General features: G+C 54.1%; 24 protein-coding genes. 21 read left to right on the top strand and 3 right to left on the bottom strand.

Annotation, left to right across the window (positions count from 1 at the left end; all coding sequences use genetic code 11):
* Positions 1-10: 10 nt before the first annotated feature.
* From NSU14_RS19615 to NSU14_RS19600, 4 genes are all read left to right on the top strand, one after another.
* Complete coding sequence (locus NSU14_RS19615) at positions 11-1,147, top strand: metal ABC transporter substrate-binding protein (protein ID WP_340946887.1); 1,137 nt, start codon at positions 11-13, stop codon at positions 1,145-1,147.
* 24 nt (positions 1,148-1,171) lie between these two features.
* Complete coding sequence (rpsN, locus tag NSU14_RS19610; RefSeq protein WP_039308720.1) at positions 1,172-1,441, top strand: 30S ribosomal protein S14; 270 nt, start codon at positions 1,172-1,174, stop codon at positions 1,439-1,441.
* A 153-nt stretch (positions 1,442-1,594) separates the two neighbouring features.
* Entirely contained in the window at positions 1,595-2,014 is a 420-nt protein-coding gene (locus NSU14_RS19605; RefSeq protein ID WP_076244195.1) for a DUF6157 family protein, read from the top strand.
* Positions 2,015-2,081: 67 nt separating this feature from the next.
* Complete coding sequence (locus NSU14_RS19600) at positions 2,082-2,705, top strand: class I SAM-dependent methyltransferase (protein ID WP_076244197.1); 624 nt, start codon at positions 2,082-2,084, stop codon at positions 2,703-2,705.
* Positions 2,706-2,787: 82 nt separating this feature from the next.
* On the opposite strand, the gene NSU14_RS19595 is transcribed toward NSU14_RS19600, so the two are convergent.
* The gene (locus tag NSU14_RS19595) at positions 2,788-3,372 is read right to left on the bottom strand and encodes a helix-turn-helix domain-containing protein (protein WP_039308727.1); all 585 of its coding nucleotides are present in this window, start codon (positions 3,370-3,372) and stop codon (positions 2,788-2,790) included.
* Positions 3,373-3,571: 199 nt separating this feature from the next.
* Between NSU14_RS19595 and NSU14_RS19590 the strand changes: the two genes are divergently transcribed.
* From NSU14_RS19590 to NSU14_RS19565, 6 genes are all read left to right on the top strand, one after another.
* Positions 3,572-3,859 carry a Dabb family protein gene (locus NSU14_RS19590; protein ID WP_039308729.1) on the top strand — a complete coding sequence of 96 codons (288 nt, stop codon included), beginning with the start codon at positions 3,572-3,574 and terminating at the stop codon, positions 3,857-3,859.
* 216 nt (positions 3,860-4,075) lie between these two features.
* Positions 4,076-4,516 (top strand): DUF86 domain-containing protein, encoded by a 441-nt coding sequence (locus tag NSU14_RS19585; protein WP_042135666.1) that lies wholly within the window; start codon positions 4,076-4,078, stop codon positions 4,514-4,516.
* Between the two features lie 42 nt (positions 4,517-4,558).
* Entirely contained in the window at positions 4,559-5,224 is a 666-nt protein-coding gene (locus tag NSU14_RS19580; protein WP_042135667.1) for a helix-turn-helix transcriptional regulator, read from the top strand.
* 98 nt (positions 5,225-5,322) lie between these two features.
* Positions 5,323-5,790 carry a YtxH domain-containing protein gene (locus NSU14_RS19575; RefSeq protein WP_081969923.1) on the top strand — a complete coding sequence of 156 codons (468 nt, stop codon included), beginning with the start codon at positions 5,323-5,325 and terminating at the stop codon, positions 5,788-5,790.
* Positions 5,791-6,023: 233 nt separating this feature from the next.
* Complete coding sequence (gene racE / locus NSU14_RS19570; protein WP_039308737.1) at positions 6,024-6,830, top strand: glutamate racemase; 807 nt, start codon at positions 6,024-6,026, stop codon at positions 6,828-6,830.
* 228 nt (positions 6,831-7,058) lie between these two features.
* Positions 7,059-8,267, top strand: coding sequence for a M14 family metallopeptidase (locus NSU14_RS19565; protein ID WP_042135668.1), 1,209 nt, complete (start codon positions 7,059-7,061; stop codon positions 8,265-8,267).
* A gap of 815 nt (positions 8,268-9,082) precedes the next feature.
* Here NSU14_RS19565 and NSU14_RS19560 read toward each other — a convergent pair.
* Positions 9,083-9,265: a hypothetical protein gene (locus tag NSU14_RS19560; RefSeq protein WP_340946879.1), complete on the bottom strand. Its 183-nt coding sequence runs from the start codon at positions 9,263-9,265 to the stop codon at positions 9,083-9,085.
* Between the two features lie 247 nt (positions 9,266-9,512).
* Here NSU14_RS19560 and NSU14_RS19555 point away from each other — a divergent pair, with 247 nt between their 5' ends.
* From NSU14_RS19555 to NSU14_RS19505, 11 genes are all read left to right on the top strand, one after another.
* Positions 9,513-10,889 carry an FAD-dependent oxidoreductase gene (locus NSU14_RS19555; protein WP_340946876.1) on the top strand — a complete coding sequence of 459 codons (1,377 nt, stop codon included), beginning with the start codon at positions 9,513-9,515 and terminating at the stop codon, positions 10,887-10,889.
* Positions 10,886-11,824, top strand: coding sequence for a carbohydrate ABC transporter permease (locus NSU14_RS19550; RefSeq protein ID WP_340946873.1), 939 nt, complete (start codon positions 10,886-10,888; stop codon positions 11,822-11,824). Before NSU14_RS19555 ends, NSU14_RS19550 begins: the two co-directional genes overlap by 4 nt.
* 25 nt (positions 11,825-11,849) lie before the next feature.
* Positions 11,850-12,686, top strand: coding sequence for a carbohydrate ABC transporter permease (locus NSU14_RS19545; protein ID WP_039308750.1), 837 nt, complete (start codon positions 11,850-11,852; stop codon positions 12,684-12,686).
* A 140-nt stretch (positions 12,687-12,826) separates the two neighbouring features.
* Entirely contained in the window at positions 12,827-14,194 is a 1,368-nt protein-coding gene (locus NSU14_RS19540) for an ABC transporter substrate-binding protein (RefSeq protein ID WP_042135675.1), read from the top strand.
* Between the two features lie 80 nt (positions 14,195-14,274).
* The gene (locus NSU14_RS19535; protein WP_042135677.1) at positions 14,275-16,023 is read left to right on the top strand and encodes a sensor histidine kinase; all 1,749 of its coding nucleotides are present in this window, start codon (positions 14,275-14,277) and stop codon (positions 16,021-16,023) included.
* Complete coding sequence (locus NSU14_RS19530) at positions 16,004-17,614, top strand: helix-turn-helix domain-containing protein (RefSeq protein ID WP_336103603.1); 1,611 nt, start codon at positions 16,004-16,006, stop codon at positions 17,612-17,614. The genes NSU14_RS19535 and NSU14_RS19530 overlap by 20 nt, the downstream gene beginning before the upstream one ends.
* Before the next feature lie 77 nt (positions 17,615-17,691).
* Positions 17,692-19,044, top strand: a complete 1,353-nt coding sequence (locus NSU14_RS19525; protein WP_340946869.1) for an FAD-dependent oxidoreductase — start codon at positions 17,692-17,694, stop codon at positions 19,042-19,044.
* A 23-nt stretch (positions 19,045-19,067) separates the two neighbouring features.
* Positions 19,068-21,188, top strand: coding sequence for a family 16 glycoside hydrolase (locus tag NSU14_RS19520; protein WP_340946867.1), 2,121 nt, complete (start codon positions 19,068-19,070; stop codon positions 21,186-21,188).
* A gap of 171 nt (positions 21,189-21,359) precedes the next feature.
* A complete protein-coding gene (locus NSU14_RS19515; protein WP_039308765.1) occupies positions 21,360-21,611 on the top strand; it encodes a hypothetical protein in 252 nt (83 codons plus the stop codon).
* Positions 21,612-21,737: 126 nt separating this feature from the next.
* Complete coding sequence (locus NSU14_RS19510; RefSeq protein WP_039308768.1) at positions 21,738-22,040, top strand: HesB/IscA family protein; 303 nt, start codon at positions 21,738-21,740, stop codon at positions 22,038-22,040.
* 42 nt (positions 22,041-22,082) lie between these two features.
* Entirely contained in the window at positions 22,083-22,322 is a 240-nt protein-coding gene (locus tag NSU14_RS19505) for a DUF1450 domain-containing protein (protein WP_039308771.1), read from the top strand.
* A 600-nt stretch (positions 22,323-22,922) separates the two neighbouring features.
* Here the strand turns inward: NSU14_RS19505 and NSU14_RS19500 are convergent.
* On the bottom strand, positions 22,923-24,056 hold the full coding sequence (locus tag NSU14_RS19500; protein WP_076244211.1) for a THUMP domain-containing class I SAM-dependent RNA methyltransferase: 1,134 nt from the start codon (positions 24,054-24,056) through the stop codon (positions 22,923-22,925).
* Between the last annotated feature and the right edge of the window lie 72 nt (positions 24,057-24,128).

Below are 24,128 nucleotides of genomic sequence, written 5' to 3'. Positions count from 1 at the left end.
TCCGAAAAATATGATGAATTCCAAATCAAAGTCCAAATTCAAAATCCGCCACCTTGCTGTTTTGTCTCTCACCGCTATGCTAATTGTCTCCGGCTGCGGAAACAATACTGCAGGTAATGCTGCTTCTACCGGCAGCCCTGCTAACGCCCCGTCCTCTGCGGCTGCAGCTACAACCGTACCTGCGGCGGACAAGCTGAATATTAAGGTCAGCTTCTATCCGATGTATGAATTCACGAAGAATATTACCGGTGAGCTTGCGGATGTGGAAGTGCTGATTCCGGCCGGCACCGAGCCGCATGACTGGGAGCCGACCGCTAAGGATATGGCCGAGATTTCTGATGCGGATGTGCTTGTCTATAACGGAGCCGGTATGGAAGGCTGGGCGCAGCAGGTTGTGGACGGGGCTTCCGGCAGCAAACTGATTACCATTGAAGCCAGTAAAGGGCTGGAAATCATGGAAGGAACGGAAGAGGAAGAGGGACATGACCATGATCATGAGCATGAGCATGAGCATGCCCATGAAGAAGGCACAGTGTCCGGCGAGGCTGGTCACGATCACGAACATGACCACGAGGATGAACATGGGGAAGAAGCACATGCCGGAGATGGCCATGATCACGGCGGCCTTGATCCGCATGTGTGGCTCGCCCCGGCTATGGCGATCCAGGAGGTCCGCACGATTGAAGCGGCTTTATCCGCAGCCTCGCCTGAGAATGCAGCAGCCTTCAAAATGAATAGCGAAGCCTATATCGCCAAGCTGCAGCAGCTGGACCAGGAGTTCAAAGACGGGCTGAAGGATACGAAACGTAGGGACTTTATTACCCAGCATGCCGCTTTCGGGTACCTGGCCCGTGAATATGGCTTAACTCAAGTGCCTATCGCCGGGTTGTCACCGGAGCAGGAGCCTTCCGCTGCTCAAATGGCAGAGATCGTAGAATTTGCCAAGGCGAATAACGTAAAAACGATCTTTTTCGAAACTCTGGTATCCTCCAGTGTGGCTGACACTATTGCCCAGGAAATTGGAGCCAAGACAGCTGTACTGAATCCGATTGAAGGACTGACGGAGGAAGACACCAGGAATAATCTGGATTACTTGGGCGTTATGCGTCAGAATCTTGAAGCGCTTAGCGCGGCGCTGAACGAATAAGAAGAAGAGAGGCTGATCCATACAATGGCTAAGAAATCGAAGGTTGTCAAGGAACTGAAGCGGCAGGAGCTGGTAGCGAAATATGCGGACAAACGCAGAGAGCTGAAAGCGGCGGGAGATTATATGGCGCTGCAGAAGCTGCCCCGTGATTCCTCGGCTACCCGTCAAAAAAACCGGTGCACCGTCTCCGGCAGACCACGGGGGTACTTAAGCAAATTCCATGTTTCCCGGATCGTCTTCCGCGAGCTCGCACTCCAGGGACAAATTCCCGGTATCACCAAGTCCAGCTGGTAGACCGTTAACTTCATAGATGCTCTGCCGCAAGACGGCTGATTCTCTGGGATACAGGGGACCAGCCGTTTTGCCGTATTCATTGACTTTGCCTGATGCAGCGGAGTGAATTATGATAGAGGAAAAAGATATTCCGCAGCTGAAGGAGGCTTCTAAATGAGCTATACCGATACTTTTATCCGTGTTGCTGAAGATTGCCCGGCAGAAATTGGCACAATCCCGGTCTCGGGACGGCCGCTTCCGCCCGCTCATGTCATTCAATACCAGCTACTGGCAGGTGCTCCTTACCAATATAACCATGAAGAACTGCTGTATCAGGTACATGTGCGGCACAAAGAAATTCCAGAAGAGGAGCGGGATTCACGCCGGGAGGAGATTTGGGCAGAGCTGTTCGCGAAGAATCATCCTTGCCTGCGGGCCTCCATGCTGCCCAAGAAGTACGGCTGGGGAGTCCACTATGATGCTGAAGGCAAAATCGCCTTGTACGCCAAAGAGTCTCCAGAGTACGATTATTATACTTCCAGCGGTGAAGCCGGGTTGAAGCTGCTGAATGCTATGCGCAGTAAGCGCCGCTGAGCAGGGAAACGGGAGCGGGGAGCCCAAAGTACCATCACAATTTCCTGGATAGAAAGAAGGAAGCGTTATGTCACAGTATTGGAGTCAGCGGTTTGCCCGGGAGGGGATGATCTGGGGGAACCGGCCCAGTCCGACTGCCGGGTGGGCCAAACAAAGGTTTATGGAAGACGGGGCGTCTTCCGTCCTGGTTCCGGGTGCCGGTTACGGGCGGAACACCAAAGTGTTTGCCCCCGAATTTACCGTTTACGGCATAGAATTAAGTGAAGCCGCGCTGGAGCTGGCCGCAGAATGGGATCCCGGGACAACCTTTATCGCCGGATCTGCGCTGCAGCTGCAGCTTGAACATCCGGTGGATGCCGTGTATTGCTATGACGTGCTGCATCTATTCCTGGCGGATGACCGCCGCAGGCTGATTGAAGCGTGTCTTGAGCAGGTGCGCTCCGGAGGACTGCTCTATTTCACCAGCTTCTCCGATGAAGATCCTAATTATGGGTGTGGGAAGGAGCTTGAACCGGGCACTTATGAATATAAGGCAGATAAGTATGCCCATTTTTTCAGCGACGGCGATTTAAGAGGGCATTTTGCCGGTACTGAGATTCTGGAGACGGGTGCATTTACCGAACCGCTGGAGAGTCCGCAGGGCGGGACCCATGAATACATACTAAGGTACATTCTGGCGCGCAAAAAATAAACAGGTGCAGGAGCGCACCATCAAGAGGCCCTTCTCCAAACAGGAGGAGGGCCTTATTCAGATGTTTATTCAGGCGGTTACACTAGTGAAGCTCACAATCGGCGAACAGGATATGGCGCGGAATCCGGAAGAAATTCTCGGCTTTCTCCTGCAGCGCCAGCGTAGGCAGATGGCATTGGTGCAGCCACTTGCGGAACGTGCCGGGATGGACACCGATCCAGATGCTGACATCGGTTACCGAGAAGTCATACACCATGCAGAGTCCGGTCAGGATGGCATTGCTTTGCGGTGAACGGGCAATCGTTCTTTTCATGAAACGGGACGGGGTCGGCTGGCACACAATCGGACTCTGCCGCAGAAGAGCTTCATTGAACAAGATATGGGACGGATAACCGAGCAGGCGGCAGACCTTGTCCAGATTGGTTCTGGAGGGAATGCGGCCTTCATACACCCATGCGCTTACGCTGCGCGAGGAAACGGAGAGCTCTTCTGCAAGTCTGGAGAGCTTCATGTCCTTAGCCATCAGAATGGCCAGCAGAACGCGGTTGCGGATCTGGCTGCGCTTTGGCCGGCGGAATCTTTTGACACGTACACCTTGTCCAAGATATTTGCGGTTGATCAGAGACCAGGCCTGAATTTTATGTGGTTCTTGCTGATTCTTAGGCATAATTCCTCCGATATACTGAATTAATGAAGTGGTAATTCTTCTAGTTTAGCTGTATATGACTTTAACATTACACCAATGCTTTCGTCCAGATCAAATGCCTCCGTTTCGTGCAGCGCTAAGTTTCTTTCAGTAATGCTGCTGTTTATGATATATTTTTAGTAATCAAATTTATATTAATCAAGAGCTGGGAGCGAGATAGATGATCAAGCATATTGTATTCTTCAAATTAAAGGACCGGTCCCCGGACAAAGTACAAGAGACAGTAGCCGTTCTACGCAACATGGAAGGAAGAATTCCGCAGCTTATCTCTATTGAAGTAGGGGCTGATCTGATTCACTCCGAGCGTTCGTATGATATTGCCCTGGTTACCGTTGTAGCCTCCATGGAAGATTTGCAGGCTTACCAGGTTCATCCGGCCCACAAGGAAGTTATCGCCCACATTAACGAAGTCAAAGATGTTTCTGTGGCTGTGGATTACGAGATTTAGGCAGCAAATGATCTGCAAGGCTGGAACCCATTAAGTACGGAAAGCGGTGACGGTTATGCGTGAGCTTGAGTATCCAATGGAAGCGTTAACGTATCTGGTTGTATTTTTGGCGGCTTGCTTCATTATGCTGTTCTGGCTGAAGCGCCGGGGCAAACGCGGGAAGTAGCGGCAATTATGGAGTGGCAGGACAAATTACTGCAGGGTGGAGGGTCATCTGTGTATTATGTCAACCGTAAGCAAATTGAAACGATACTTGAACAAATCCCTGATCTGAATAACGGTCTCCGGCACGCGGCATCTTCCTGGGATGGCAGTACGATACTTGGTCTTGTACAGGAACGCTGCCTGCATCTGGCGGTAGAAGTGGTTACCGATGTGGGCAGCTGTCTGATCGACGGGTTCATTATGCGGGATGCCGGGAGCTATGAAGATATTATTTCCATTATTCATGAGGAAAAGGTGCTGGGTGACAGCGGGATTTACCCTGATCTGACCTCGCTGGTAGCCCTGCGCAAGCCTCTGGTTCAGGACTATTATGTGTGGGAACGGAAGGCGCTGCATCCGCTGACGCTGGTGCTGCCGGGTGTGCTGGAACAGTTCGCCTCCGAGGTGCGCGGCTATCTGGACCGGGAGCTGGGAATTGAAGTAACGGTGTAATCATAACGTAAAGAATGTAGTCAGACAGAAAGGAGGTCCTTTATGGCGAAGAAGGGTCAGGAAAGCGGTTCGACAAGGCGGATGATTATGACGCTGCTGAAGATGAAAGGGCCGCTGACAATCGGCGCTCTGGCGGAAGAGCTGGGCATTACCGAAATGGGCGTCCGCCGCCATGTGCTTCAACTGGAGCAGGAGTCGCTTGCCAAGACCAAGGTGGTGCGCCAGGCCATGGGACGTCCTATGCATGTATACTCGCTTACCGAGCGGGCGGAAGATCATTTTCCCAAAAGCTATCACAATCTGGCGCTGGAGCTGCTGCGGGAGCTGGATCACGGGAGCGGGCTGGATGCGGTTAATGTGCTTTTTGAAGGCCGCAGGCGGCGTATGCTTGCCCAGTACACCCCTATGATGCAGAACCGCGATCTTGAGCAGCGTGTTGCCGAGCTGTCAGCGATTCAGAATGCCGGAGGGTATATGGCGGAATGGAGTAAGGAAGAGGACGGTTCATATGTGATGCGTGAATTTAACTGTCCCATCCGCCAGGTCGCTACCCAGTACCGCAAGGCCTGCCAGTGCGAGCAGCATTTGTTCGAGGAATTGCTGGATGCGAAGGTTACCCGCAGTGAATGTATGGCGGAAGGCGGCCAATGCTGCCGTTATGCAATCACACCGAACAAAAAGGAGAAAACTTCGGAAATCTCCAAATGATCAGTCACAGGACAAACTCTCTATGCTTATGATATACCAGAACTAGGCGATCGCCCGGGCGGCCGGGCAGAGGCACTTTGAATCCAAAGGAGAGATTGATGATGAAAAAGGATACCAAAAGCTTGCTCTGGGGTGTGCTTGCCGGCAGTGTGGTCGGAACGGTGACAGCATTGCTGTTCGCGCCTAAACCGGGTAAGGAGCTCCGTAAGGATATTGCCGAAGGAACGACTGAAGCAGTCGATAAGGTCCAGGAAATCGCTGTTCAGGCCAGTGAGAAGACTACAGAGATCTACGGCAAGGCTAAAGAAGCTGTAGTGTCGGTCGTCAGTGAAGTCAAAGAATGGAGCAAAGCCGTCACAGATACAGTTGAAGAAGCTAAGACGGCTACCGTAAGCGGAATTGCTGAAGAGGCTGTGGAAGCCTCAGAAGCGGATGAAGTTGCTGAAATTGCTGAGGCTGTGCTGGAAGAGGAAGCCATTGAAGCTGAGATCGAAGCTGAATCAGACACGGATATTGCTGTAGCTGAAGAGGTTGTTGACGGCAAAAGTGAAGGCGAGCTTTCCTAAGCTTACCCAACAATAGAGGAGCCGCTTTCCGCAGACTGGCGGGAGGCGGCTTTTGCCGTTCCTGTCCCTCCCCAGGTAGGGCTTGTTCCGGCCCGGGGCTGTGCCTGATGAATCCCTTACTTGAACTAAGCCGGTAAATGGGGTATTATCTGCAATTGGGGCTGAAATCCTGGTACACTTTATTCCGGCCTTACATAAGCTACACAAAACAAGTTAAAGGATGCGGTGTGTTCGTGCAGCAAGCAATAGCTATATTAGACTCAGGTGTGGGAGGATTGACCGTTGTCAAGGAAGTGATGCGACAGCTCCCCAGGGAGAAAATCATCTATTTCGGCGATACGGCGAGAGCTCCGTACGGACCCCGTTCGACTGAGGAAGTGAAATTGTTCACTGAACAAATCGTGGACTACTTAATTCAATTTAATCCTAAAATGATTGTTATTGCCTGCAATACGGCAACAGCGGCAGCTCTTGATTATATCTCCGCCAAGGTAGCCATTCCTGTGATCGGAGTCATTCACCCCGGTGCCCGCGCAGCCATCAGCGCTTCCAAGAATGGCCAGGTCGGCGTCATCGGTACCATCGGTACGATCAAAAGCGGTGCATATACGGCGGCGCTGAAGCAGCTGTCACCGTTCGTGCAGGTGGTCAGCCAGGCCTGCCCGGCGCTTGTCCCCTTTGTAGAACAGGGATTGTTCCGCTCGGAGGAGAGTCACCTTGCCGTAGCAGAGTCGCTGAACGGCATCAAATACGAGCCGATTGATACTCTGATTCTGGGCTGTACCCATTATCCGTTCCTGGTCGAGCCGATCGGTAAAGTAATGGGGCCGGGAGTCAAGCTGATCAGCTCGGCAGACGAGACGGCGCGGGAGATCAGCACCATTCTGTATGACAAAGGCCAGCTGGCGCGCGGGGATGAAAGCCCGATCCACCAATTCTTCTGCAGCGGCGATGCAGAGATGTTCCAGCGGATCGCCCGGGACTGGCTTGGCGAGCAGATTAGCCGTACCCCTGTAGTATGGCAGGTATCCTCGATGTAGGCTGGGATGCTCTCTGTGGTGAATTGAATAGGGACAAACCCCCAGGCATCACGGGGCGGATGTTACAAGCCGGGAGCGGGATTCCCGGCTTTTTGTATGTTCAAATCTTTCATGACATGGAGCTGCTGCTCATATACTAGGCTAGGGCTGTGTCCCGCCTGTATTCGCGGAGAGACCCGGACAGGCTGGAGGGGACGGCGGCTCAAGAGGGCCGGGAGGATGAGACATATGCAGCAATATATTGCCCGCAGGGGAGATACCGTAAGCCGTATAGCCGCAAGACAAGGACTGACACCGGAGCATGTCATTCAAGGGAATCCATGGGCTGGAAGCCAGCCTTATTTATATCCGGGGCAGGTGCTGTTCCTGCCGTCTGCTCCGCGTAAGCGTTATGCGGTGCAGGAAGGGGACGATGCACACAGCATCGCTTCCCTGTTCGGTGTGGGAATTGACGAACTGGAAATGCTGAATCCGGGAGTAAGCTCGGGGCGCATATGCATACCGGGCAAGGTGCTTGTGATTCCGGCCGCAGCCCGCCGTGAGGAAGTCTATCTGCGCGGTGAATACGGACCGGCTGACCTGGAGGCGGATACCGCCAGGCTCGCGGGCAAATATCCTTTTGTCAGCACTGAAGCCATCGGCACCAGCGTGCTCGGCAAGCCAATCACTCTGCTGCGGATCGGCAGCGGCGCACGGCATCTGCATGTGAATGGCGCGCTGCATGCAAACGAATGGCTTACAGCGCCTGCTCTGATGCGCTTCATTGAAGAATACGCAGCAGCTTTTGCTTCAGGCAGCGCGTGGCATGGCCATCAGCCGGCGGACTGGCACCGGGACTGGACGCTATGGGCGGTGCCGATGGCGAATCCCGATGGTGTCGAGCTGGTGCAGGAAGGTGTGCTGCCGGACCATCCTTATTACGATGCGCTGATGAAATGGAACAGCGGCAGGCGCAGCTTCCGCCACTGGAAGGCCAACATCCGCGGCGTGGATCTTGGCGATCAGTTCCCTGCCCACTGGGAAGAGGAACGCGACCGGCGGCAGGTTCCCGGTCCGGCTCCGCGGGATTACAGCGGGCATGCGCCGCTCTGTGAGCCGGAGGCAGCGGCGCTGGCGGCTCTGACCGAGCGGATTCCCGGCGATGCGGCCGTATCCCTGCACAGCCAGGGTGCAGAGATTTACTGGAACTACCGGGGCTACGAGCCGCCGGAGAGTAAGCGGTGGGCAGCGGGGCTTGCGGCGGTGAGCGGCTACCGGGCCGTCGAGCTGACCGGCAGCGATGCCGGATACAAGGACTGGTTCATCCAGCGCTTCCGCAAGCCGGGATTCACGGTAGAGCTGGGCATAGGCAAGAATCCGCTGCCTGCGGCTGATTTTGAGGATATGGCCCTGGAGACCGGACTCATACTCGGGGCGATACTCTCAAATTTGAAATAATAATGAAACAATCTCTGCAAATTTGCGTAAGATAGCAGCAAAGGGCACGGCCGCAATCCTCCCTATCGATCCTCCGCGGCTGTATCCTTTTTTTAATGTATTGCCGGTTGGAGACCAATCGGGTCCATGGAGTCGTTTAAGAGTCGCAATAATAAACGCAATAATAGGCACACAAAGAAATCGTTCCTTAAAGAGCGGGCGGGCTGCCCCCCGACGCTTAAGGGGCGGTTTCTTTTTGTATTCGCTGGGGAGAAGGGGGAAATGAGGAGCAGAAATGTCTCTGATTCCGCCTGGAGTGGGCTGGGTGAGTAAATGAGGAGCAGAAATGCCCCTGGTTCCGCCTGGAGTGGGTTGGGGTGAGTAAATGAGGGGCAGAAATGCCCCTGATTCTGCTGGAAGTGGGCTGGGTGGAGTAAATGAGGGGCAGAAATGCCCCTGATTCCGCCGGAAGTGGGCTGGATGGACGAATAAGTTAAACTAATTTTTCCGGAGACAGCCGCTTGGGTAGTGGCTTGCCAAAATTGGTTACTGGTGATGCAGGAGTGGGCACTCTAATGGAGAGACGCGGACTGAGATTCCGTTAATTTGTTCATTCGGGCTCAAGATGGGGGATATTCTGACACATAACGGAATCTGTGCGTTTGACAGGCGATTTCGCCTGATTCCATCATTTAGCGGAATCTCAGTCCTCATCACTAGTTGAACCTGGCAGAGGTTCTGCTAAGTATACGCAAAGACAATGCACGCTCGCAGAGCATACATACGTCCATTCCTCCACATCCCCCCACACAAGGTGCTAACGTTACTCCAACGGCCTATATCAACTCCAGCTCCAGCTCCAACTCGGACTCCAGCTCCAACTCGAACTCCGACTCCAACTCGAACTCGAACACCAGCTCGAACACCAGCGTGAACTCCAACTCCAGCTCCAGCTCTAACTCAAACTCGAACCCAAGCTCGAACTCGAACTCTAATTCCAACTCCACTTCGAACGCCAACTCCCCAGCTCCAACTCCCCAGCTCCAACTCCAACTCCAACTCCAACTCCAACTCCAACTCCAACCCCAACCCCAACCCCAACCCCCCTGAGTCTCCCGCCTAGGCATTTTATAGTCAAAATAATGCACATCAAGGCGTATGAAAGCTATACCGTACTCGCAAATGTCTCTTGCTAAAATTAGCGTATAGAAGAGTGGCGGACGGCTTCACGGAAAGAGGGCCGGCCGCCGGGAAAGTGAGGGCCATATGGAGAATGATACGTATACGCTGAAAAGTAAACAGATCCCGCTGAATTCCTCCTACGATGTCATTGTAGTCGGAGGCGGACCTGCGGGCTGCACTGCCGCAGCTGCGGCGGCAAGAGAAGGGGCGCGGACGCTGCTGGTCGAAGCAACCGGGAGCCTGGGCGGAATGGGAACCTCCGGCCTGGTGCCGGCCTGGTGCCCGTTCTCGGATAAAGAGAAGATGGTCTACCGTGGTCTCGCGGCCAAGGTATTCAATACCTTAAAGGCGCAAATGCCGCATGTCCGGGAGGATGCGATGGACTGGGTGCCGATCGAACCGGAGAAGCTCAAGCGGGTGTATGACGATCTCGTAACGGAGTCGGGTGCGCATATCCTGTTCCTGACCGCGCTTGCGGATGTGGAGAGAGACGACCACGGCAACATCACCACACTACTCCTCCTGAACAAAGGCGGCCTGCAGGCCTTCCGCGCTGCCGTCTATGTCGATTGCACGGGAGACGGCGATGTCGCCGCATGGGCCGGCGCCGAGTGCCAGATGGGGGACGAAGAGACCGGCGAGCTTCAGCCGACTACCCATTGTTTCATCCTTGGCAACGTGGATGATTACGCGTATTTGAACGGGCCGAAGCTGCATGCGGAGAACCCGCACAGCCCGATCCATGAAGTGGTCCGTTCGGGGGAATACCCGGCAATTCCGGACACCCATCTGTGCAACAACATGGTGGCTCCGCGTGCCGTTGGCTTCAACGCCGGACATCTCTGGGGTGTCGATAACACGAATTCCTTCTCTGTATCCGGGGCGCTGGTTGAAGGACGCAGGATGGCGGCTGCCTACCGGGACATGCTCGCCGCTGTCCACCCCGCAGCCTTCGGCAACGCGGTGGTCATGAGCACAGGCACGCTGATCGGAACGCGGGAGTCCCGGCGGATTACCGGCGATTATGTCCTGACGGCGGAAGACTACATCTCACGCAAAAGCTTCGACGATGAGATCTGCCGCAACAGCTACTTCATTGATGTGCACGGCACACAGAAGGAGCAGCAGAGCGGCGCCGGGTCCAGCCAAGCGATCACGCTCTACGGTCCGGGCGAATCGCACGGCATTCCGTACCGCTGCCTTACGCCGCGCGGACTGCGCAATGTACTGGTCGCCGGCCGTTCCATCTCCTGCGACCGCAGGGTGCTCGGCAGTGTCCGGGTGATGCCGGTCTGCCTGGCGATGGGTGAAGCAGCCGGACTCGCTGCCGCACTGGCTGCCGCTCAGACCGGCGGCGACGTACATGCCGTTGATGTCCCGCGTCTGCGTACCCGTCTCCGGGAAGAAGGCGGCTATCTGCCGGACAACCAAGCTGAAACTGCAGGGGAGAGAATGCAATGAGTGAATCTGCTGTTACCCGTAAGACAACCGGGGCTGAGCCCAAAACTTACTGGACACGCAAAAGAAGGGAGCAGCTGGCGGGGTGGCTCTTTATCGCTCCCGAAGTGATCGGTATGCTGGTGATCGCCGTGTTCCCGCTGCTGTTCAGCCTTTTCCTCAGCTTAACGGAGTGGAATCTGGTCGGAGGCTTGTCCGCCATTCACTTTGTGGGGCTGGACAACTTCGTCGAATTGTTTAGAGACAACCGCTTCCTGCTGGCACTGAAGAATAACGTGCTGTTTACGATCGGCACGGTTCCGGTCACGATGCTGCTGGGGGTGGTGCTCTCGGCGCTGATCCATAAGAAGCTGTATGCCAAAACCTTTTTCAAAGTAGCCTTCTTCGTGCCCTACATTTGTTCAACCGTCGCGATTGCCGCAGTCTGGCAGGCGCTATATCACCCGTCCAAAGGACCGATCAACCAGATTCTGATGCAGATCGGCTTGTCGGATCCGCCGCGCTGGCTGGTCGATACCAGCTTCTCGCTGATCGCCATTATGATTATTTATGTCTGGCAGCTGCTGGGCTATCAGATCATCATCTTCCTGGCCGGCATGACGAATATTCCGGAAGAGCTGTATGAAGCCGCAACGATTGACGGTGCGAGCGGGATCGGACAGTTCCGGCGGATTACGCTGCCGCTGCTGGGTCCGACTACTTTTTTCCTGGCCATTACCAGCACAATTTCGTCCTTCAAAATCTTCGATATGATCAAGTTCCTGACGGACGGCGGTCCCAACTATTCCAGTACGGTAATCGTGTACCAGATTTATGAGGAAGGGTTCGAGCGCTTCAAAATGGGCTACGCCTCGGCAATGTCCTGGGTGCTGTTCCTCATCATCATGCTGGTTACGTCGATTACCTGGATGACACAGAATCGCAAAGTCCATTATTAGTCTACGGCGAAAGGAACTAAAGGCAATGACAATGAGAAAATTTAAGACAGGCAATCTGATCTTTACGGCCCTGTTCGCCCTGCTCTCGGTATTCTTTCTGATGCCGCTGGTCTGGATGCTGTCCGCAGCCTCCAAGACGGAGAAGGAGGTCTGGACCTTCCCGATTCAGTGGATTCCGACCGACTGGAATCTGATCGCTAACTTTAAGGCCGTGTGGATGGGCGACGTCGCGTTTGGACTATTTTATATGAATTCGATTAAAATCGCCCTGATATCCACCATAGCTACAATTGTGATATCGGCCATGGCAGGCTATGCGCTCGGCAAGCTTGATTTCAAGGGCAGAACCCTGATCTTCACCCTGATGCTGGCCTTCATGATGATTCCGGAGCAGGCGACACTCGTTCCGCGCTATATTATGATCAAGGAGCTGGGACTCTACGATTCGCATGCAGCGCTGATCCTGATGGGGATGTTCTCCAGTTACTTCACCTTCCTGCTGCGCCAGTTCATGATCGGCATTCATAATGATATGCTGGAAGCTGCCGAGCTCGACGGTGCCGGATTCTTCCGCATCTTCTGGAGTGTTGTGCTGCCGCTAAGCCGGCCGATCCTGGCTACGGTAGGGATTATCAAGTTCATCTGGACGTGGAATGATTACCAGGGACCACTGATTATGCTGAATTCGACCAAGCTGTACACCATTCCGCTGGGGATGCAATTCTTCAAGGAAGAGTTCGGCACGCAAATCTCCGTCATGATGATGGCTTCCGTAGCTGCGATTCTGCCGCTGCTTATCTTGTTCCTGGCGCTGCAAAAGCAAGTCATTGACGGCATTGCCATCGGCGGAGTCAAAGGTTAAAGTAATGTCTCCGGGTAGATAAAGCTGCCCGGACCGGAAGGTCAAAAAAGTGTACGCGCACACCGCAAAGCTGTACACGGTGTGCGCGGGCCTTAGATTGTATAATGAGCCTGCAGACAACAAATCAAGGGGGAATTGCTTTGAAAAAACTATCTTTAGTATTAGCAAGTATGATTCTTATGCTCTCCGTTACCGCATGCGGCGGGAACGGAAACAGCACTAATTCGGCGGCAACAGACGCGCCGGCTTCGGCTGATCCGGCTGCCGGAAGCAGCAGTACAGACCAGCCCGCAGGCAAGGCGAAGATCAAATTCTACACGTTCAAGGCCGATAAGCCGGAAGAACCGATCTACCAGGCCGTTCAGGCGTATAACGAATCCCAGGATAAAGTGGAAGTCGAATATGAATCACTGGTTCAGAACAGCGACAGTACTGATTTCATGAAGAAGCTGGATATTCTCGTAGCCGGCGGAGAAGTGGTCGATGTATTCATGACCGGCAATGAGGATGAACTGCTGGAGCGTGCTTCACGCGGTGTTGTGGAACCGCTTAACTCCTTCTTTGAGCAGGAGAGTATTACACCGGAGGATGAATATTCCAAGCTGCTGAAGCTGGATGACAAGGTATACGGCATTCTGCCGAGCTCTACCCAGTGGCTGACAGTCTTTAACAAGGATCATCTGGAAGCAGCCGGGCTGTCTCTGCCTGAGATGGGCTGGACCTGGGATGACTTCCGCGACTATGCCAAGAAGCTGACGACACCTGAGCACTACGGAACCTACTTCCACACTTGGGGTGAATATCCGAACATCATCGCTTACACCGAGAAGCCGCATCCGCAGCTGAGCGCAGATCTGAAGCCGATTTTCGATGATCCGTCCTTCGAGTACTTCTTCAATCTCCGCCGCACTATGGAGAAGGAAGATAAGAGTGTTGAACCGTATGCCGATGTGCTTGCTTCGAACTATCATGTGCTGCAGCAGTTTTTTGCCGGAAATGCCAGTATGCTCGCTGTACCAAGCTATGCTGTCCGGGCGGCGCTGAATCTGGAGAAATTCCCGCATGAGTTCCAGACGATGTACGCTCCGCTGCCGCGCTCCGTGGATACGGAAGAGCTGGGCATGACGAATATTTCCGGCGGCGGCCTCGCTATGGGCGCGAAATCGGAGAATAAGGAAGCCTCCTATGATTTCATCCGCTGGATGTCCAAGGAATCCTATAAATTCACGAAAGAAATTCCGGCATTCAAGGGTGTAGACGGAGCAGAGCTAATCAACGGCTTCTTCGGCGAAAATACAGATTTGATCGACACCGCCTCCTTATCCAAAACGCTGTTCGATCCGAATATTCAAATGCCGGATACCTTCAGCGTTCCTTACGGAAGTGAGCTGAAAGCGATTGTGGAGAATGGCTTCGCCAGCTTTATCCTGGATAACCGCAGCTTCGATGAGGTCAAGACTGAAATGACAGCCGAAGTGGAGAAAGTGGTTCAGGCCAACCAGAAATAATGAATTAAGCTAAAGGCGGCAGCGATTATGGATTATAATAGGGACGTTGAATTTACATTACAGTACAAGGTGGATACATTATGAAATGGTTAAGCCGTTTTTCTTTCCATCGCAGACTGCAGTTCACGTTCCTGATCCTGATCCTGCTGCCTTTTATTGTCGTTACCTTCTGGTCGTACACCTCCGTGAGAGAGAATGTGAGTGATAAAATCTCGCGTGCAGGCGAAGAGACACTGAAGGTTATCGGGAGTCAAATCGAAAAAACCGTAGACAGCATCTCGTTTGTCTCGGTTTATTTCTCTGAGGCATATGATCCGGCCGTGCTGGAAAGTCTGCGTTACCTAAAAAACACCGGGAACTTCGGGAACTACGGAGTGTATACCCACTACAATAAACTCAAGACCACGGCCAATATATTGTCCGTGCAGTCGCTGGATGCCGATCTGCAGATTATGCTGGTCAACCGGGAGAACCGGATTCTGATCGGCAACCAGAATATTCCTGTCTTTTCGGGCCTGCCGGAGCAGCTTCTAGAGGAGAGCAGCAAGCTGAATGAGCAGGAGAAGATCTCACTGCAATGGTTCCCCTACGGCGGCGACCCCTCTGCACCGGATTATTATTACGCTGTACGCTTTATTACCGATCCGCTGAATCAGGAGAAGCTGGCGACGCTGTACGTGGGCATTCCGAGCCATTATTTTCATAACCTGCTGGATACGGGCAATAGCGCCAACGTTCTCTCCCTGGCTGACGGGCTGGGCAGAAGCATCGCGGTCACGGGCGGAGCGGATACCCCGAAGGAGAGTCAGATGCTGGTCAGCGAGGTCCGTATTCCAAAAGTGGGCTGGCTGCTCACCAGCAAGACGCCGCGCAGCTCCATCGACAGCCATATCAACCGCGAGTTTCTGGTCTCAATTTCGATCGTCGGTCTGTTCTTTCTGGCGTTTCTGATCCTGTCCATGCTGTGGGCCGGATATATCAATAAGCCGATCAGTCTGCTGCGGGCAAGCGTTAAGCAGTATGTCGGCGGCAACCGCGCGGTGCGGATTCCGGTCCGGGGCAAGGATGAAGTGGCAGTGCTGTCCTCAGCCTTCAACCAGATGCTGGATGATATGAATCAGCTGCTGCAGCAGGTCGAGAGTGAGCAGGAGGAGAAAAGGCTGCTGGAGCTTCAGGCCTTGGCGGCGCAGATCCGGCCCCATTTTCTGCTGAATACGCTCAACTCCATCAAGGTGGATCTGCTGCTCTCCGGGGACCAGCCCCATGGCGCGATGATCGATGCGCTGATGAAGCTGCTGCGCGTATACGTTCATGTAGATAAGCCGCTGGAGCTGGCGGAGGAGTGCAAGGTGCTGGGCAGCTATGTGCAGGTGATGCAGATCCGCAACCGGCTGGATATCGCTTTTGAATGCGTGCTGGACGAGAAGGTAGGCGAGGTTATGCTGCCAAGGCTGCTGCTGCAGCCTATTGTCGAGAATGCCATCAGCCACGGCTTCTCTGCACGTCCGGCGAAGCCGGCGATCCTGCTCGAGGCAGCGTTTGAAGACGATATGCTGAAGATCAGCATCAGCGATAACGGCCGGGGGATGCCGGAGGATAAGCTCCAGCGTCTGAACCGGCGGCTGCAAGGAAATGAAGACACGGCCCTGTGGCCGGAAAAAGGGGTCGGACTCGTGAACACGGCACGCCGGCTGCAGGTGCTGTACGGATACCGCGCGCGGCTGAGCGCGCAGGCAAGAACAGATGATGATGGCATGACTTTTACCCTATATATCCCCATAACCAGTGAGAAGGAGGCGGTTCCCCTTGATGACCCTGATGCTGATTGATGATGATGTCCCGATGCTGGAATATGTAGAATATCTGCTCGGGTCACTGGGACTGGAGCTGCAGCTGGTGGCTTCGGCCTTCAGCAGTGAGGATGCGCTGGAGCAGTTCCATGCGGCTCTGCCGGATGTAGTCATTATTGATATCGGCCTGCCGGGCATGGACGGGCTGGAGCTGGCGGATGCCTTCCGTATTACGAAGCCGGAGGTGCGCCTGATCTTCCTGACCTGCTATGAGGATTTCCATTACTCGAAGCGGGCCATCCAGCTGGAGGCGGATGATTATCTCATTAAGGATGAATTATCCCCTGAACAGCTGAAGAGCAGCCTCAGCAAAGCGATGAGCCGCTTCAAGAGCCGTGAAGAGCTGCTGGAGCGTTATTCCTTCCGCCAGGCGATTGAGCGCAATAAGGAAGTGCTGAAGCAGAGCTTCCTCAAGCAGCTGCTGTCCGGTACGGCGGATCAGGAGAATACGCTTGAATTCGGACAGCGCCTCGGGATCTCCTGGAAGCATCCTTATCTGCGCCACGGGTTTATCCATATGGATGCCGCCTCTGTAACCGAGCGTTACCGGTACAAGGATATTCCGCTGATTCATTTTGCCGTGAACAATATAGCGCTGGAGCTATCCGCCGGAGAAGCTTCCATTACACCAATTATGAGCAGGGACGCAGACATTTATCTGGTCTGGAATGTAGCTGAACCCGGCTGCCCGGGGACGGGGCTGACTGATTTTATGCAATCGGTGCTGGACAAGGTAGAGCAGTACCTGAAGATTACCCTGCGGGGGTTCTATTCAGGGGCTTCCGTGCCCTTGCGGAACTTCGACTCGCTGTATAAGACGCTTATGGACAGCCGCGATCACAACTTCTATCAGGCGGTTACTCCTATTGCTGTCCTCGATGAACAGGCGGATTTCGGGCAGACCGCCGAATGGCGCGGAGATAAGGAACGCGGGATGCTGTCGCTGGCGCTGGAAGAAGGGCATGCCGCCTGGATTGATCTGGCAATCAATCAATGGACGCAGCAGGTCACCACGGATAGGCTGCTGCCCCGGCTGGTGAAGGAAGCCTGCGGCAATTTTGTGCGCCAGATGGCCTTTGAAGCCGGAGGACTTGCCGAGGAGGACTTCTTCACCCAGCTGGAGCAGACGGTTCATATCCAGGAGGCTGCCCGCCTGACCAAGCGGGAGCTGCGGAATCTGTGGAGACAGCATACGCTGGCACCCGTGGCGGCGCAGGAGAAGGATATCCGGCTGCAGGAGGTGGACCGCTTTCTGGAGGAGCATGTGGACCAGATGGTGACCTCGACCGATATGGCGGAGCATCTGCATCTGAATGCCAGCTACTTCTCCCGCTATTTCAAGAAGCTGTCCGGCATCAATTTCACCGATTACGTCAATCAGTACAAAATGAATATGGCGATCACGATGCTGGCACGCCCGCATGAGACGGTGGAGAATGTAGCCTACACCCTAGGCTTCTCTGACCGGGCTTATTTCTCCAAAGTGTTCAAGAAGTACAGCGGCAGAAATCCCAGTGAATACAAAGCCGGGCCGGCTGAAGAGGGCGCGGGCGAGGAACGAGCAGACTAGACAAGGGAATGAACAACATCCCCATTGGAATCAATTCAACTTCAATCTATATAGGCTTGTATTAAGGAGGAATTGTAATGAGTGAAATTACGTTTAGATTACCTGCGGAAGAAATCGCCATTTCGCATGAAGTGGATGTGCTGGTTGCAGGCGGCGGGCCTGCGGGCGTGGCGGCTGCGATTTCCGCCGCCAGAAGCGGAGCGCGGACGCTGCTGATTGAGCAGCGCGGCTTCCTGGGCGGCATGGGCACCGTTGCCCTGGTGCCGGCCTTCTGTCCCTACAGTGACGGGGAGAAGGCGGTGGTGCGCGGCATCGGACTTCAGCTGCTGGAGCAGATGAAGGCGGAATGTGAACCGGAATTCCGCGAACGCTTCGGCACTGAGCTGGACTGGGTGCCCATCGATCCGGAGGTGCTTAAGCGTGTATACGATGATGCTGTGGCAGAGAGCGGAGCCGGGGTGCTGCTGCATACCATTGCCAGCCAGACTGTGATGGACGCAGACGGGCGCAAGATCGAAGGTATCGTCATCGTCAATAAATCCGGCCGGAGCCTCATCAAGGCGAAGACGGTGATTGATGCGACAGGAGATGCCGATCTGGCCGCCCTGGCAGGAGCGCCGTTCCATAAAGGCGGGGAGGCAGGTGAGCTTCAGGCGGCGACGATGTGTTACCTGCTGGCTAATGTAGACCGCAAGCGATTCCTGGATTATCTGAATGAAAGCGGTGACACCGATCAGATTCATCGGGCGGTGCAGCAGGCCCAAGCGGACGGGAAGCTGCCGCAGGGCCGGGATTCGGTCTCTGGCCTGTCCTGGGTTGCCGATTATCTGGTCGGCGTCAACTTCGGCCATGTCTTCGGCATCGACGGCTCCAGAGCGGAGGATTTGACCCGGGGCGCCGTCGAAGGACGCCAGCTGGTCCTCCGCCAGCTGGAATTCTTCCGCGCGTACGTGCCCGGCTTTGAACAGGCCCACCTCGTGTCAACCGGAGAGCAGATCGGCATCCGCGAGACGCGGCGGATTGTGGGGGATTATGTACTGACACAGGATGATTTCATGAATATGGTGTCCTTTCCGGATGATATTGCCCGCAACAGCTATTTCATCGATATCCATATGGCGCGCAGCAGCGGAGCCATGCATATTCACCATCTGCCACCCGGCGAATCCCACGGCGTTCCCTACCGCTGCATGCTGCCGGTTGGTCTCGATAATGTGTGGGTGGCAGGACGCGCTGCCTCCTCGGACCGTGTGGTGCAAGGCTCGCTGCGCGTGATGCCCAACTGCTTCGCTATGGGGCAGGCGGCGGGAATGGCGGCAGCGATGGCTGCCGGTACGGACAGCCAGAGCCGGACGGTAGATATCACCGCGCTTCAGCGCGGGCTGGTCCGGCAGGGAGCCTGGCTTGGTGAAGCATTGGCAGCGTTATAACTAATTGCGGGAGAGTGATTAGAATGACAAGTAACCCTGTGAGACATAATTCAAGCAAAAACAGGCCGGGCAGGCTGACCATCCTTGGCATCGTCGCATTTCTGCTGTTCAGTCTGGTATCGGGAGCATCAGGACCTATGGCCGCCGCCGCAGGGACGACGTATTACGTCGATTCTGCCCTGGGCAGCGACAATAGCTCCGGTACCAGTGAAACGGCCGCCTGGAAGACGCTGGGCAAAGTGAACAGCACTACCTTCAGCCCGGGTGACCGGATTCTTTTGAAGGCAGGCAGTGTGTGGACTAACCAGTATCTTGATCTGCAGGGCTCAGGAACTGAGGGGAATCCGATTACGGTAGACCGCTATGGGAGCGGGGGGAAGCCGCTGATAGATTTCGGCAACACCGCCGTGGGCGGTGAAGGCTTCGGGGTCAGATTGCGCAATGTCTCCTACTGGGAGATCAATAATCTGGAGATTACAAGCGGACAGCAGCCCACGGATATGCGGAGAAACGGCGTGCTCGTTGTGGGCGAAGGAGCAGGGGCGGGGAACTTCCGGCATATTTATATCCGCAATCTCGACATCCACGATATCTTTGGCACGGACCGCAGAACGGGCGGAATTAATGTTCATGCCCGGGGAGCCAATACCGCACCGGAGAGCACCTGGGACGATATTCTGATCGAGAATAACACAATCATCAACGTGGCGGATACCGGGATTCAGACGATGACGGATGCTTTTTTCAATAGTGCATGGACTCATAAGTTTGATGCTTTCAGCAATGTCGTGATCCGGGGCAATGTGGTGGAGAAAATCCACCGGGACGGCATCCTGGTCAGAGCCAGCGCCTCGCCGCTGATCGAATACAACAAGACGAAATCCATCGGAGAAGCCACCGATGTGAATACATCCATCGTCAATTACCTTGAGGATATCACTGTCGTTGCGGCGCAGTGGGCTTATTATACCAAGGGTGCTATTTTCCAGTACAACGAGGCCTCCGATACCCGGATGCTGGGCGGAGACGGCCAGCCGTGGGACTTTGATATTGAGGTGCACGACAGCATCTACCAGTATAACTATAGCTATAACAACGAGGGCGGCACACTGCTGGTCATGAACAACACGAATAATAATATCTTCCGCTACAATATCAGCCAGAATGATAAGGATGCTAACGGGGTGTTCCATCTGGTGAACGGCGGCGGCAATCTGTACATCTACAACAATATCATCTACCGTTCGGGAACGCAGAATAAGGCGCTGACCCATGCGAGCAATACAGGAATGGCCTATTACACTAATAATATCTTTTATAATGCTGCCAGCGGTCAATACACGAACAGTCCGAGAATGATGTATGATCACAACAGCTTCTACGGGCTGAATTCGGGTGTTCCCAGCGATCCTAACAAAATCACCGGCAATCCCGGCTTCGTCAGTCCAGGCACGGCCACAGGACTCGCTTCGGCAGACGGTTATAAGCTGGCGCAGACCTCTCCGCTGATCAATGCCGGGGCGGTGGTTGCAGGCAACGGGGGTCTCGATTACTTCGGAAACACACTGTATAACGGCGTGCCGGATATCGGTGTATTCGAGTTCCAGGGTACAATCACACCGCCGGTTACGCTGCTTCAGGATGATTTCGAGGATAACAATTACAGCGGCTGGACGACTTCAGGCGGGGCGTGGAGCGTAGCGGATGACGGTACGAAAGTTTTGACGCAGACATCGTCGTCAGGGGAAGCGCTGGCGTATACCGGCGATGCCTCCTGGAGGAACTACACGTATTCGGCCAAAATTAAGCTGCTGAATGCCTTCGGCAACGCTGGACTGCTGTTCCGGTATGCGGATGCCTCGAATTATTACATGTTCCGACTGAATGATTCAGGCGACAAAGCGGAGCTGTTCAAAAAAACAGCCGGAACGCTCACGATGGTAAGCAGTGCCGATGTTGCCGTTACACCCGGACAGTGGACGGAGCTGAAGGTGACGGTCAGCGGCAGTACGGTTACGGCTTTTGCCGGCGGTACCCAGCTGATCCAGTGGACCGATACGGCGGCGCAGCCGGCCGGAGGGAAGATTGGCATCCGGATGCATTCCAGCACCGCCCGGATCGATGATGTCAAGGTTACGGAATAAAGTTTAGCGGGATGATTCGGTCAAATTTTAGTTAAAAATGAAACGATTTCTGCAAATTTGCGTAAGATAACAGCAAAGGGTATGGCCGCAATCCTTTCAACGGGTGTTTGGCGGCTGTGCCCTTTTCTCTTTTCTAATGATATAAGTAAATGAAGCAGGGAGGACTACTCAATGAAATTCAGAAAACTGTTGTCGCTCAAACAATGGTCTCATATCTTCCGCAGCTCCTGGCAGTATATCATTTCACCGAACGTCACTATGGGAGATAAGCTGCTGTTCACTATTCCGGCGCTGCTGTACTGGGTGCTGCCTGACTTCATGCCGTTCATACCAATAGATGACATCGGGGTAACGATGCTGCTGATGGGCTGGTTCGTCTCGCGGATGGACCGCAAATACCCGGCGCTGAAGAGCCTAAGATGACGGTTTTACGACAATTTTGACTGCTCTATCTGATGTATTTCAGCAATATGGTTGCTTTTACATCCTATATTCCTTAAAATGAATTATTGAGTATTTAAACTATAGATGCCCGGGAGATGGAATCGAATGAACGTCAAAATTACCCGCAATGCGGCTAAAGTGATAAAGAAAACTATGGAGCTTGAAGGCAACAGCGAGCTTAAACTGCGCGTAGCGATTACGCATTCCCACGGTGACCATGCCCACTACGGCCTGGATCTGGACACGCCTAAGGAGAACGACGTAGTCATCTCCACCGACAAAGAAATCGATGTTATTCTTGATCCGAACCAGCCGCTGCTGGACGGTGTGAAGATTGATTATCTCTACTTCCCTGAGGAAGGCTTCGTTATTACTAATCCGTCTAAAGGAAATCATGGCGATCACTAATTGATCCGCCCGTATTTTACGGACATAAAGAAGGGTTGCTTCATGGCTAACGATATAAGATTATGTGACGAGTGCAATCATATCAAAATGAAAAGCATCGTGCCCAAGCTGCTGAAGATGGCGCCTGACGCCGAGATCAAAACAGGCTGTATCTCCTACTGCGGACCTTGCGGCAAACGCCCGTTTGTCTATATCAACGGCCGTTACATCAGTGCTCCGACAGAAGATGAGGTGCTGGCCAAAGCGGAAGCTTTCGTCAAACAGCCGGCAGTGAAGAAATAGATCAGGTCTGGTAGAATTGTTTTGATAGTGTGATAGAACAAATACAGCCTCCGCATAAGTTTGCGGGGGTTGTTTTGTTTGAGATATGAGCGTTTGTCTATTTTAGTTCCCTGCACAGTACCTAGTATCTGAGTAATCATGTGGAGCTAAAGCGCAACTTTGCGGGATTATGTCGTGTGTGGGGGGAAGGTACTGTAAAAGGTGGCCGATAGATAAAAATCTTGCACAAAATACAACAATCGCAATGGGCAGACGTCCGAAACTCGGAAATCTTGCACGAAATACAACAATCTGAATTAGTGAGAGCTCAGTTAGGCTGAAATGCTGCATTTTGTACAACAATCGGGGTCCGAGTGGTGCCGTTCCAATGATAATCTTGCATTCTGTACAACATTCCGAGCCAGCTCCTAGGCTTGCAGTCCATGCTGAGTTATTCCTATGGCAAGCCTGCATATTGCAGCACTATTGGCGTAGCGCGCAGCAGCAGTGAAAACCGAAACAAGCCTTAAGTCCGCAGCACAGACCGGCTGCATGGAGCTTAAGGCTTGTTATTAGTTTGTTTAAGTGCCACCTCTGATAATCAAATCCGTACCGCCACTGCTAATTACGCGGAGGCAGCGGACCGAGGTATTGATAGTATTGGCATTCAATCCGGCCGTTGTAGAGCTTGCGGCGCTTGTCCGCTTTACGTCCGTAGTATTGCTCGAATTCCTTATACGGGCTGATGGCGAAGAAGGACCAGGTTGGCAGATAGAGCATCATCTCGCCGAATTGGCGGGTCAGCTTCTCCACTTCCGTATCGTTACTTATCCGCTCCCCGTATGGAGGGTTCGTGATAATACAGCCATACTCGCCTTCCGGGCGGGCCTTGGCGGCAGCGATATGCTTGAAGGTGATCTCACCGGAGAGTCCGGCGCTCTTGGCGGCGGCTTCGGCAATCTCAATCGCTGCCGGATCAATGTCGGTGCCGGTCAGCTGCAGCGGATAGTCGTCGCGCACAGCGTCGAAGGCTTCCTCGCGGGCTTCCTCCCACAGGCGCTGCGGGATCTCCGGCCAGTGCTCGGACGGGAAGGAGCGGCGCAGACCCGGTGCGATATTCCAGGCGATCATCGCGGCCTCGATCAGAATCGTACCGGAACCGCAGCATGGATCGTACAGCGGCCGGTGGCCGTTCCAGCGGCTGAGCTGGATCAGGGCTGCAGCCATGGTCTCCTTCAGCGGCGCTTCGGTGGCCTGGCGGCGGTAGCCGCGTTTATGCAGCGCCGGTCCGGTGGTGTCCAGGGTGATCAGCGCGATGTCATTCAGCAGAATAACTTCAACCACATAACGCGGCCCGTTCTCAGGGAACCACTCGGTATGGTAGGACAGCTTCAGCTTCTCGACAATCGCCTTCTTGACGATCCCCTGGCAGGCAGGAACACTTGTCAGCTGTGATTTGTGGGAGCGGCCTTCTACCGGGAATTCGCCGTTCTCGGGAATCCAGTCCTCCCAGTTGATGGCTTTGACGCCTTCGAACAGCTCATCGAAGGTTTTGGCCGGGAACTGGCCCATTTTGACCAATACACGGTCAGAGGTGCGCAGCCATAAATTGCAGCGGCAGATGTCGATGTAATCTCCGCTGAATAATACCCGTCCGTTCTCGACCGTGGTCTCATAACCCAGTTCGTTTAATTCACGCGCTACTACAGCCTCCAGCCCCATGGGGGCGGTGGCGATCAATTGTAATTTGCCCAAATGCTCTCAACTCCGTTTAACTTGTGGATAAATACGCAAAGCCAGTACAATAAGAGAAGCTTGCTCTCCATG

It is taken from the genome of Paenibacillus sp. FSL R10-2771, assembly GCF_038000205.1.
In the GTDB taxonomy this organism is placed as follows: Bacteria; Bacillota; Bacilli; order Paenibacillales; family Paenibacillaceae; genus Paenibacillus_AQ; species Paenibacillus_AQ phytohabitans.
The sequence above is the reverse complement of the archived record's forward strand: the minus strand, read 5'-3'. Positions and strand labels throughout refer to the sequence as shown.

Bases quoted from the DNA above. Each gene is read 5' to 3' on its own strand.
- NSU14_RS19510 (WP_039308768.1), top strand. From the start codon at position 21,738: ATGAACGTCAAAATTACCCGCAATGCGGCTAAAGTGATAAAGAAAACT.
- NSU14_RS19555 (WP_340946876.1), top strand. From the start codon at position 9,513: ATGGAGAATGATACGTATACGCTGAAAAGTAAACAGATCCCGCTGAAT.
- NSU14_RS19600 (WP_076244197.1), top strand. From the start codon at position 2,082: ATGTCACAGTATTGGAGTCAGCGGTTTGCCCGGGAGGGGATGATCTGG.
- NSU14_RS19530 (WP_336103603.1), top strand. From the start codon at position 16,004: ATGACCCTGATGCTGATTGATGATGATGTCCCGATGCTGGAATATGTA.
- NSU14_RS19505 (WP_039308771.1), top strand. From the start codon at position 22,083: ATGGCTAACGATATAAGATTATGTGACGAGTGCAATCATATCAAAATG.
- NSU14_RS19605 (WP_076244195.1), top strand. From the start codon at position 1,595: ATGAGCTATACCGATACTTTTATCCGTGTTGCTGAAGATTGCCCGGCA.
- NSU14_RS19580 (WP_042135667.1), top strand. From the start codon at position 4,559: ATGGCGAAGAAGGGTCAGGAAAGCGGTTCGACAAGGCGGATGATTATG.
- NSU14_RS19545 (WP_039308750.1), top strand. From the start codon at position 11,850: ATGACAATGAGAAAATTTAAGACAGGCAATCTGATCTTTACGGCCCTG.
- rpsN (WP_039308720.1), top strand. From the start codon at position 1,172: ATGGCTAAGAAATCGAAGGTTGTCAAGGAACTGAAGCGGCAGGAGCTG.
- NSU14_RS19590 (WP_039308729.1), top strand. From the start codon at position 3,572: ATGATCAAGCATATTGTATTCTTCAAATTAAAGGACCGGTCCCCGGAC.
- NSU14_RS19615 (WP_340946887.1), top strand. From the start codon at position 11: ATGATGAATTCCAAATCAAAGTCCAAATTCAAAATCCGCCACCTTGCT.
- NSU14_RS19595 (WP_039308727.1), bottom strand. From the start codon at position 3,372: ATGCCTAAGAATCAGCAAGAACCACATAAAATTCAGGCCTGGTCTCTG.
- NSU14_RS19525 (WP_340946869.1), top strand. From the start codon at position 17,692: ATGAGTGAAATTACGTTTAGATTACCTGCGGAAGAAATCGCCATTTCG.
- NSU14_RS19565 (WP_042135668.1), top strand. From the start codon at position 7,059: ATGCAGCAATATATTGCCCGCAGGGGAGATACCGTAAGCCGTATAGCC.
- NSU14_RS19575 (WP_081969923.1), top strand. From the start codon at position 5,323: ATGATGAAAAAGGATACCAAAAGCTTGCTCTGGGGTGTGCTTGCCGGC.
- NSU14_RS19515 (WP_039308765.1), top strand. From the start codon at position 21,360: ATGAAATTCAGAAAACTGTTGTCGCTCAAACAATGGTCTCATATCTTC.
- NSU14_RS19550 (WP_340946873.1), top strand. From the start codon at position 10,886: ATGAGTGAATCTGCTGTTACCCGTAAGACAACCGGGGCTGAGCCCAAA.
- NSU14_RS19535 (WP_042135677.1), top strand. From the start codon at position 14,275: ATGAAATGGTTAAGCCGTTTTTCTTTCCATCGCAGACTGCAGTTCACG.
- NSU14_RS19520 (WP_340946867.1), top strand. From the start codon at position 19,068: ATGACAAGTAACCCTGTGAGACATAATTCAAGCAAAAACAGGCCGGGC.